8 protein-coding genes are annotated in these 9,703 nt (G+C 77.6%); 5 read left to right on the top strand and 3 right to left on the bottom strand.

Translation table 11 applies throughout. The features are described from left to right. Positions 1-137 precede the first annotated feature (137 nt). Positions 138-2,129, bottom strand: a complete 1,992-nt coding sequence (gene pknB / locus ACRYMY_RS13630; protein WP_432547799.1) for a Stk1 family PASTA domain-containing Ser/Thr kinase — start codon at positions 2,127-2,129, stop codon at positions 138-140. A 55-nt stretch (positions 2,130-2,184) separates the two neighbouring features. Beyond that, on the bottom strand, positions 2,185-3,465 hold the full coding sequence (locus ACRYMY_RS13625; protein WP_432547798.1) for a lytic transglycosylase: 1,281 nt from the start codon (positions 3,463-3,465) through the stop codon (positions 2,185-2,187). Between the two features lie 278 nt (positions 3,466-3,743). Between ACRYMY_RS13625 and ACRYMY_RS13620 the strand changes: the two genes are divergently transcribed. Next, positions 3,744-4,136 (top strand): Rv2175c family DNA-binding protein, encoded by a 393-nt coding sequence (locus ACRYMY_RS13620; protein WP_432547797.1) that lies wholly within the window; start codon positions 3,744-3,746, stop codon positions 4,134-4,136. 45 nt (positions 4,137-4,181) lie between these two features. Here ACRYMY_RS13620 and ACRYMY_RS13615 read toward each other — a convergent pair whose 3' ends face one another. After that, positions 4,182-5,132, bottom strand: coding sequence for a phytoene/squalene synthase family protein (locus tag ACRYMY_RS13615; protein WP_432547796.1), 951 nt, complete (start codon positions 5,130-5,132; stop codon positions 4,182-4,184). Between the two features lie 163 nt (positions 5,133-5,295). On the opposite strand from ACRYMY_RS13615, the gene ACRYMY_RS13610 reads away from it, so the two are divergent. The 4 genes from ACRYMY_RS13610 to ACRYMY_RS13595 are packed head-to-tail and all read left to right on the top strand — an operon-like array spanning position 5,296 to position 9,678. Beyond that, positions 5,296-6,006 (top strand): GntR family transcriptional regulator, encoded by a 711-nt coding sequence (locus ACRYMY_RS13610; protein ID WP_432547795.1) that lies wholly within the window; start codon positions 5,296-5,298, stop codon positions 6,004-6,006. After that, positions 6,003-7,520, top strand: coding sequence for an MmgE/PrpD family protein (locus ACRYMY_RS13605; protein ID WP_432547794.1), 1,518 nt, complete (start codon positions 6,003-6,005; stop codon positions 7,518-7,520). The genes ACRYMY_RS13610 and ACRYMY_RS13605 overlap by 4 nt, the downstream gene beginning before the upstream one ends. Further along, entirely contained in the window at positions 7,520-8,440 is a 921-nt protein-coding gene (prpB, locus tag ACRYMY_RS13600) for a methylisocitrate lyase (RefSeq protein ID WP_432547793.1), read from the top strand. The genes ACRYMY_RS13605 and prpB overlap by 1 nt, the downstream gene beginning before the upstream one ends. Positions 8,441-8,484: 44 nt before the next feature. Next, positions 8,485-9,678 carry a bifunctional 2-methylcitrate synthase/citrate synthase gene (locus tag ACRYMY_RS13595; RefSeq protein ID WP_432547792.1) on the top strand — a complete coding sequence of 398 codons (1,194 nt, stop codon included), beginning with the start codon at positions 8,485-8,487 and terminating at the stop codon, positions 9,676-9,678. Positions 9,679-9,703: the final 25 nt, after the last annotated feature.

The raw sequence follows: 9,703 nt of genomic DNA, 5'->3' as shown, positions 1-9,703 counted from the left end.
CCACCAGCAGTCGGTGGAGCTGGGGTTCGTGCCGGCGTAGATGATCAGCCGCGCCTGACCGGTCCGGGGTGAGGGGGGCCCCCACCGCCGCGCCGGTGGGGGCCCTCGTCGTCCGCGGGCGGCGTTCTCGCGGGTGCTCAGACCACGGTGAGCGTGATCGTCGAGCCCCTCGGCACCGCGCGGCCCGCGTCCGGGTCGGAGGAGCGCACCGTGCCGAAGATGCCGCCGAGCACGTTCTCCACCCGCACGCGGAAGCCCAGCTCCTCCAGCGCGGCGCGGGCGTCGGCCACCTGGCGGCCCTGCACGGCGGGGACCTCGACCAGCGGCGGGCCGGTGGAGACGACGAGGTCGACCGCGTCGCCGCGGAAGAGGGTCCCGTCGTCGGGGTCCTGGGAGACGACGGCGCCCGCGGGGACGCTCTCGCTGGTCTCCTCGCGGGTGCCGCCGACGACGAGCCCGGCGTCCTCCAGGGCGGCGCGGGCCTCGGCCACGGTGTCGCCGGTGACGTCGGGCACGTCGATCGGCTGCCGGCCCAGCGAGACGACGAGCGCGACGGGCGTGTCGTGGTCCAGGACCGTCCCGGCCGCCGGGTCGGTGGCGACGACGTCACCCTCGGGCACGTCCTCGCTGTGCTCGCGACGCACCTCGCCGACGGCCAGGCCGCCGTCGGTCAGGGCGCGCGCGGCGTCGGCCTCGGGGTCGCCGACGACGTCCGGCACGGGGTGCTGCTCGACGCCCAGGCTGACCACGAGGGTCACCGTGCCGTCGCGGCGCACCCGGTCCCCGGCCGCGGGGTCGGTGGCGGCGACCACGCCGGCGGGCACGGTGTCGCTGTACGCCTCCTCGCGCTCCACGGCCAGGCCGGCGGCGGCCAGGGCCTCGGCGGCCCGGTCGGGGTCGCGGCCCGTGACGTCGGGCGTCGTCGTCCACGCTCCGGGGCCGGCGAGGAAGAACCACGACAGGCCGGCGGCCAGCGCCAGCACGACGAGGGTGGCGACCATGAGCACGACGCTGCGGCGCCGCCGGCCGCCCTGCGGCCCCCAGCCGACGTCGGCGGTGCGGGCGCGCGGACCGGTGGCGCTCCCCACCGCGGCGTCGGGGGCCTCGTCCGCGGTGCCGCCCGCCGAGGCCGGCGCGACGAGGGCGCTGAGGGCGCCGGCGCCCGCGGGCGGGCCCGCCTCCCCGTCGCGCTCCAGCCCCGTCAGGTCGATGCGCACGGTGTCGCCGGCGCCGCCCGGCGCCGGGCGGGCGGGTCGGGCCGACAGCTCCGCCGGGGTCAGCGCGGCGCGGGCCGCGCGCAGCTCGGCGCGGAAGGCGGCCGCGTCGGCGTAGCGCTCGTCGGGGTCCTTGGCCAGGGCCTTCAGCACGGCTCGATCCAGGGCGGCGGGCAGGCCCGCCACCAGCGAGGACGGGGCCGGCGGGTCGTCGTAGACGTGCCGGTAGGCCAGCCGCACGGGGGTGTCCCCGGTGAACGGCGGCTGCCCGGTGAGCATCTCGAAGAGCAGGACGCCCACGCCGTAGACGTCGCTGCGGGCGTCGGCCACCCCCCGGGCCACCCGCTCGGGGGCCAGGTACTCCGCCGTGCCCAGCAGCTCGGCGCCGTTGCCGGCGGTGGACTGCGCGGTCGCGGCCGCCGAGCGCGCCAGCCCGAAGTCGGCGACCTTGACGCGGCCGTCGTCGCCGACGAGGACGTTGGCCGGCTTCACGTCGCGGTGCAGGACGCCCTTGCGGTGGGCCTCCGACAGCGCGTCGAGCACGTCGGAGGCCACGGCGAGGGCCTCGCCCGGGGTCAGCAGGCCGTGCTCGCGCACCACGTCGCGCAGCGTGCGCCCCGGCACCAGCTCCATGACGAGGTAGGCGGTCTCCTCGTCGCTGCCCTGGTCCAGGACGCTGACGATGCCCGGGTGCGCCAGCCGCGCGGCCGACTTGGCCTCGCGCACGAAGCGCTGGCGCGCGTCCAGGTCGTGCGCGAGGTCGGCGCGCAGCACCTTCAGCGCCACCTCGCGGTCCAGGCGGGTGTCCAGCGCGCGGTAGACGACGCCCATGCCGCCGCGCCCGATCCGCCCGAGCACGCGGTACCGCCCGTCGAGCACGCGCCCGACGAGCGGGTCGGAGAGGGTGGCGTCCACGGGCAGCGAGTCTAGGTCGGCCGGCGGCCGCCCCCGGCTCCCCGCGCCGGGACGGTCAGCCGAACCTCGACATCAGGGTGCGCACGTTGGCCACGTAGCGGCGGGTGTCGTCGTACATGCCGCGGGAGCGGACGCCCGCCTCGCCCTGGTAGTAGGAGGCGATCGCCACGTCCAGGTCGTTGCGCGCGGTGAGGGTGCGCAGGATGACGACCCCGGCCTTGGCGTTGTCGTGCGGGTCGAACAGGTCCAGGTCCTCGCCGAGCAGGTTCGAGGCCCACTCGCCGGAGCTGGGGATGACCTGCATGGCGCCGATGGCGTTGGCGTGGGAGACCACGCGCATGTTGAAACCGGACTCCTGGTAGGAGACCGCCAGCGCGAGGGCGGGGTCGACGCCCAGGCGCACGGCCGTGGAGCGCACGATCTCGCGCATCTCCTCACGACCGGGCAGGTCCGCCGACGCCAGCCGTGCCTGGTTCTGTGCCACGGCGCCGGCGATGGTGCCGGCGCGGGTGGTGCCGTCCGCCGGGGCGGCCGACGAGCTGGGGGAGGGGGCGGGCGCCTGCGCGCCCGGGCCGAGGTCGAGGACCTGCCCCTCGCGGATGAAGCCGTCGGCGGTCAGGCCGTTGGCCCGCACGAGCGCGGCGACGCTGGTGCCGTGGGCGGCGGCGATCGCGCCGAGGGTGTCGCCCGCGCGGACGGTGTAGCGCCCGCCCGACGCCTGGTCCGCGGCGGGCGCCGCGGCGGACGGGCCGGTCAGCCGCAGGACCTGGCCCTCGCGGATGAAGCCGCGCGCGTCCAGGCCGTTGGCGTCGCGCAGGGCCCCCACGGTGGTGCCGTGGGTGGCGGCGAGGGCCCCGAGGGTGTCGCCGGCGCGCACGGTGATCTCCGCGGGGGCGGCGCTCGCGCCGGCGTCCGCGGCACCGCCGGGGGCGGGCACGCGCAGCTCCTGGCCCTCGCGGACCCGGGCGCGGGCGTCGAGGCCGTTGGCCTCCACGATCGCGCGCACGCTGGAACCCGTGCGGGCGGCGATGTGCCCGACGGTGTCCCCGCGCCGCACGGTGACGAGGGTCTCGCCGGCGGGCGCGGCGGGTGCTGCGGCGACCCGCGCCGGTGCCTGCGCCGCGACCTGGGCGGGTGCCTGCGCGCTCACCTGGGCGGGGGTCGCGGCCGAGGCGGTGCCGGCCACGGCGCCCGGTGCGGCGGCGCCCACGAGGGCGGCGGCCAGCCACCGCCCGCGCCGGCGCTCGGCGGCGCTCTGCTCGCCGCGACGGCCCTCGCCGGGCTGCGGTGCCCGCTCCTCGGGACGGTCCTCGGACGGGTCGCTGTGCTCGGCCATGGGGCGGGTGTCCTCCGCGGTCGTCGGGGGTGCGGGCGATCGGGCGGGCCCCGGCGGTGATCGCCGGTCGAGCGCGAACCTACCCGACCGGCGCCCCGCGGCCCGGTCAGCACCCGCCGCGACCGCCGGGCGCGTCGTCCGCCCGTCCCTGGCCGACTCCTGGCGCGCTCACCACCCCCGCCCGGCCCGCGGGGGGTGGGGAGCGCGCCAGGAGTCGACAGGACGCGCCGGGGGCCGCCCCGTGCGCGCGCGTCGGACGCGGGTGGCAGGCTGAGGGGGTGGCTGGACCGGTGAGGGCGGAGGTCGCCCGCGACGAGGGCGACGACCTGGACGACGTGGTCGGCGAGTGGCTGACCGTCCCCGACGTGGCGGAGCGGATGGGCGTGGAGCTGCGCACCGTGCGCCGCCTGCTGCAGGAGCGCGAGCTCGTCGCGGTCCGCCGCGGCGAGCGGCACGTGGTGTCGGTGCCGGCGGCGTTCGTCACGCCCGAGGGCCCGCTGCAGCACCTGCGCGGCACCCTGTCGGTGCTGCTGGACTCCGGCTACTCCGACGCCGAGGCCGTCCGCTGGCTGTTCACGCCCGACGACACCCTGCCCGGCACACCGGTGGCCGCCCTGGCGGCCAACCGCAAGACCGAGGTGCGCCGCCGGGCGCAGGCACTGTCCTTCTGAGGTCCTCCCGGACCCCTGCCGAGCCGCGCCCGGCCCGCCGCCGGGTCAGGCCGGCAGCTGCCGCCAGCGCGCCTCGCGCCGGCGGGCCAGCTGGGCGCGGCCCAGCGCGGGCAGCGCCACGGCCAGCCGCCGGGGCAGCGGCACCGACACGCGCCGCCACAGCACGTCGTACCCGGCGCGCTCGACCGCGCCGAGGATGCCCCCGTACAGCTCGAAGGCCGTGCGCAGGCAGTCGCGGCTGGTCGGGTGGACCATCGCGATGCCCGGCTCGGCCTGCGCGTAGACGGCGCGGGTGCGCTCCACCTCGAACGCCAGCAGCTCCCGCACGGCGCGGGGGGTGCTGCGCGCCCGGCGGCCGGCGAGCAGGTCCTCGCGGGTGACGCCGAAGGCCTCCAGGTCCTCGGCGGGCAGGTAGACGCGCCCGCGCTCGAGGTCCTCCCCGACGTCGCGCACGAAGTTGGACATCTGGAACGCCTCGCCGAGCGCGCGGGCCGGGCCCTCCGCGCCGGGGGCCACGGGCTCCAGCACGGGCAGCATCTGCAGGCCGATGACGGCCGCCGAGCCGTACATGTACCCGCGCAGGTCCTCGTAGGTGGCGTAGCCGGTGTCGGTGATGTCCCGGCGCATCGAGGCCAGGAACGCCTCGACGTGCTCGACGGGGATGTCCCAGCGGCGCATCGTGGCGGCCATCGCCCGGCCCACCGGGTCGGTGGGGCCGGTGCCGGACAGCCCCTGCAGGAACGCGTCGCCCCAGGCCACGAGCGCGTCGGGGTCCGGGTCGGTGAGGGAGTCGACGAACTCGTCGGCGTAGCGGGCGAAGCCGTACAGCGCCCATACGTAGGGCCGCTTGGCCGGCGGCAGCAGCAGCGTGGCCAGGTAGTAGGTCTTGCCGTGCTCGGCGTGCAGCCGCCGGCACTCCTCGAAGGCGGCCCGCAGCTCCGGGTCGGCCAGCGCCGGGTCGGTGCGGGCGGCGGAGTCGAGGTCGCGGCTGCTCACCGGCGGGATGCTGCCACGCCCCGCCGCGCTCGTGCGCCGCGGGGCGCACGAGCCCGCTGTGCATGCACAGCGGGCTCCTCGAGCCGTGGCTCTGGCGCTCCGGCGGGGTCTGTGCATACAGTCGTCGTCGGCAGCGGCTGCCGGGGACGACGAGGAGGTCGGGGTGCGCGCCAGCGAGCGGGTCTACCGGCGCCTGCGCCGCGACGTCCTCGACGGCGTCCTGGCCCCCGGCGACGTCCTCGCCGAGGTCGAGCAGAGCCGGCGCCTCGGCGTCTCGCGCACCCCCGTGCGCGAGGCGTTCGCGCGCCTGCTGGGCGACGGGCTGGCCAGCCCGCTGGCCGGTCGAGGCCTCGTCGTCAGCGCGCTGTCCGCGCGCAGCGTCGAGCAGCTGTACGACGTGCGCTCCGCGCTGGAGGAGCAGGCCGTGCGCCTGGCCGCCGTCCGGCGCGACCCTGCCGTCTTCGCCCGCCTGGCCGAGGACTTCGCCCGAGCGCCGCGGTTGCTGGAGGAGGAGCCCGGTGAGCCCGGCGAGGACGCCCTCGACCGCTACTACGCCCTGACCGAGGCCTTCGACGCCGCTCTCGACGAGGCCGTCGACAACCCCCACCTCGTGCAGGCGCTGACGGCCGTGCGCACCCACCTGGCCCGCGTGCGCCGCCTGGCCCGGCACGACCCCGCCCGGCTGCGCCAGGCCGCCGCCGAGCACCAGCTGGTGGCCGAGGCCGTCGCCGCCGGCGACGCCGTCCTCGCCGTGCACGCCGTCGGCGTGCACCTGCACCGCAGCCGCGCCCGCTTCGTCGAGGCCGTCGCGCGGCAGGAGGCGGGCGCCCCGCCCGTCGAGCCCGCCGACCGACCCCAGGAGGTCCCCGCGTGAGGACGCACACCGTCCGCGTGCACCGCAGCGACGCCGGCCCGCCCCGCGAGACCGAGCTCGCCCACCAGCTGGCCGTCGTGGCCGCCGACCCCGTGCCCGTCGACGACGACGTGGCCGAGATGGTCGTCAACCGGGTCATCGACGACGCCGCCGTGACGGCCGCCTCCCTGCTGCGGGCGCCCGTGGTCGCCGCCCGCGCGCAGGCGCTGGCCCACCCGCCCTCGCGCGGCGGCGCCGGGGCGCTGGTCGCCGGCACCCGCGAGGTCGCCTCCCCGGAGTGGGCCGCGTGGGCCGGCGGCGTCGCCGTGCGCGAGCTGGACTTCCACGACACCTTCCTGGCTGCCGACTACTCCCACCCCGGCGACACCGTCCCGCCGCTGGTGGCCGTCGCCCAGCACCTCGGCCTGGACGGCGCCGCCCTGCTGCGCGGGATCGTCACCGCCTACGAGGTGCAGGTCGACCTGGTGCGCGCGATCTGCCTGCACCGGCACAAGATCGACCACGTCGCCCACCTCGGCCCGGCCGTCGCCGCGGGCCTGGGGACCATGCTCGGGCTCGACGTGGCGACCACGTACCAGGCGATCGGGCAGGCCCTGCACACCACCACCGCCACCCGCCAGTCCCGCAAGGGCGCCATCTCCACGTGGAAGGCGTACGCGCCCGCCTTCGCCGGCAAGGTCGCGGTGGAGGCCGTCGACCGCGCGATGAGGGGGCAGACGTCGCCCGCACCGGTCTGGGAGGGCGAGGACGGCGTCGTCGCGTGGCTGCTCGACGGCCCCGACGCCGTCTACGAGGTGCCGCTGCCGGAGCCGGGGGAGCCCAAGCGCGCCATCCTCGACACCTACACCAAGGAGCACTCCGCGGAGTACCAGGCGCAGGCGCTGATCGACCTCGCCCGCCGCCTGCACCGCGAGCAGCCCGAGCTGGCCGATCCCGACCGCGTGCGCTCGATCGTGCTGCGCACCAGCCACCACACCCACACGGTCATCGGCTCCGGCTCCGGCGACCCGCAGAAGTACGACCCGTCGGCCAGCCGCGAGACCCTCGACCACTCCGTGCCCTACATCGTCGCGGTCGCCCTGCAGGACGGCCGCTGGCACCACGAGGACTCCTACGCCCCCGAGCGCGCCGCCCGCCCCGACACCGTCGCGCTCTGGCGGAGGATCACCACCGTCGAGGACCCCGTGTGGACCGCGCGGTACCACGACCCCGACCCGGACCGCCGCGCGTTCGGCGCCCGCCTGGAGGCCGTCCTGGCCGACGGCAGCACCGTCGCCGACGAGATCGCCGTCGCCGACGCCCACCCGCGCGGTGCGCGCCCCTTCGCCCGCCCGCAGTACCTGGCCAAGCTGCGCACCCTGGCCGCCGGCGTCCTGCCCGACGCCGAGGTCGACCGCTTCGCCGACCTGGCCCAGCACCTGCCCGAGCTCGACGCCGCCGGCGTGCGCGCCCTCGGCGTCGTCGCCCCCGACGAGCTGCTGGCCTCCGTCCCGCTGCCCGGAGGGCTGTTCTGATGCTGCACGCCACCACCACCCCCGCCGCGAAGCGCGCCGCCCTGCGCGCCGCCCTGGCCGGGGACGACCTGCTGCGCTTCCCCGGCGCCGTCAACCCGCTGTCGGCGCGGCTGGTGCAGCGCAAGGGGTTCGAGGGCGTCTACCTGTCGGGTGCCGTGATGTCCGCCGAGCTCGGCCTGCCCGACGTCGGCCTGACGACCCTGTCCGAGGTCGCCGAGCGCGCCGCCCAGGTCGCCCGCACCACCGACCTGCCCGTCCTCGTCGACGCCGACACCGGCTTCGGCGAGCCGCTCAACCTGGCCCGCACCGTGCAGGTGCTCGAGGACGCCGGGGTCGCCGCCCTGCACGTGGAGGACCAGGTCAACCCCAAGCGCTGCGGGCACCTGGAGGGCAAGCAGGTCGTCGACCTGCCCACCGCCGTGCGCCGCGTCGCCGCCGCCGTCGGCGCCCGCCGCGACGACGGCCTCGTCGTCGTCGCCCGCACCGACGTGCGCGCGCTGGAGGGCTTGGACGCGACCGTCGAGCGGGTCCGGGCCCTCGTCGACGCCGGCGCCGACGTCGTCTTCCCCGAGGCGCTGGCCGACCTGGGCGAGTTCGAGGCGCTCGCGAGCGCCGTCGAGGTGCCGGTGCTGGCGAACATGACCGAGTTCGGCCGCAGCGACCTGTTCACCCACGAGCAGCTGCGCGACGCCGGCGTCCGCGTGGTCATCCACCCCGTCTCGCTGCTGCGGCTGGCGATGGGCGCCGCCGACCGCGCCCTGGACGCCCTGCTGCGCGAGGGCACCCTGGCCGGGGAGGTGGAGCGCATGCAGACCCGCGCCGAGCTGTACGACCTGCTCGACTACGCCTCCTACGGCGCCTTCGACGCGCAGGTCTACGACTTCACCCTCGAGGGCAACCGCACGCACCGGCCGGGCTGACCGGGCCCCCACCCACCGCACGCGACGACGCGAAGGAGCGACACGTGAGCACGACCGAGAGCGGCACGGGGAGCAGCGGGACGAGCGGCACGGGCACCACCGGGACGACCGGGGGCGCGGGGGAGGTCCGCAAGGGCCTGGCCGGGGTCGTGGCCGACACCACGGCCGTCTCGCGGGTCGACCCGGCGACGAACTCGCTGCTGTACCGGGGGTACCCGGTGCAGGAGCTGGCCGCCCGCTGCTCGCCCGAGGAGGTGGCGCTGCTGCTGTGGCACGGGGAGCTGCCGGACGCGGCGCAGCTGGAGGCGTTCCGCGCGCGCGAGCGGGCCGCGCGCACCCTGCCCCGCCAGGTCACCGACGTCCTGGACGCCGCCCCGGCCGCCGCGCACCCGATGGACCTCGTGCGCACCGCCGTCAGCGTGCTGGGCCTGCACGACCCGCTGGCCGCCGACAGCTCGCCGGAGGCCGAGCTGGCCAAGGCCGAGCGGCTGTTCGCGGCGCTGCCCGGGGTCGTCGCCCACCTGCAGCGGCGCCGGCACGGGCTCGACCCGGTGCCGCCGCGCGAGGACCTGGGGTACGCGGAGAACTTCCTGCACGCCGCGCTGGGCGCCGTGCCCGGCCCCGAGGCCGTCGACGCGTTCCGCGTCTCCCTCGTGCTGTACGCCGAGCACTCCTTCAACGCCTCCACGTTCACCGCGCGCGTGGTCACCTCGACGCTGGCCGACCTGCACTCGGCCGTCACGGCCGCCGTCGGCGCCCTCAAGGGACCGCTGCACGGCGGCGCCAACGAGGCCGTCTGGCAGCTGTTCGAGGAGATCGGCCCGGGCCGGGGGGCCGCGCAGCGCGCCGAGGCGTGGCTGGAGGAGGCGTTCGCCGCGCACCGCAGGGTCATGGGCTTCGGCCACCGCGTCTACCGCGACGGCGACTCGCGCGTGCCGACGATGCGCGCCGCGCTGGAGCGGCTGGCCCGCTCCCTGGGGCGCACCGACGTGCTGGAGCTGTACGCGGCGCTGGAGGAGGGCGTGGCCCGCCGCAAGGGCCTCAAGCCGAACCTCGACTTCCCCGCCGGGCCCGCCTACGCCCTCACCGGTCTGGACACGCCCCTGTTCACGCCCGTGTTCGCGGCCGCCCGCCTGCCCGGCTGGACCGCGCACGTGGTCGAGCAGCGCGCCGACAACGCCCTGGTGCGCCCGCTGTCGGCGTACTCCGGCCCGCCCGAGCGGCACCTGCCGGGGTGAGGACCCCGCCGAGGACCCGGGGTGG

Source organism: Kineococcus haloalkalitolerans (assembly GCF_050871905.1).
Classification (GTDB): Bacteria; Actinomycetota; Actinomycetes; order Actinomycetales; family Kineococcaceae; genus Kineococcus.
Note: the sequence above shows the minus strand (reverse complement) of the source record. Positions and strands in the feature narration are given on the sequence as shown.

Excerpts from the sequence above, each read along its gene's own strand:
- ACRYMY_RS13625 (WP_432547798.1), bottom strand. The coding sequence starts at position 3,465 with ATGGCCGAGCACAGCGACCCGTCCGAGGACCGTCCCGAGGAGCGGGCA.
- prpB (WP_432547793.1), top strand. The coding sequence starts at position 7,520 with ATGCTGCACGCCACCACCACCCCCGCCGCGAAGCGCGCCGCCCTGCGC.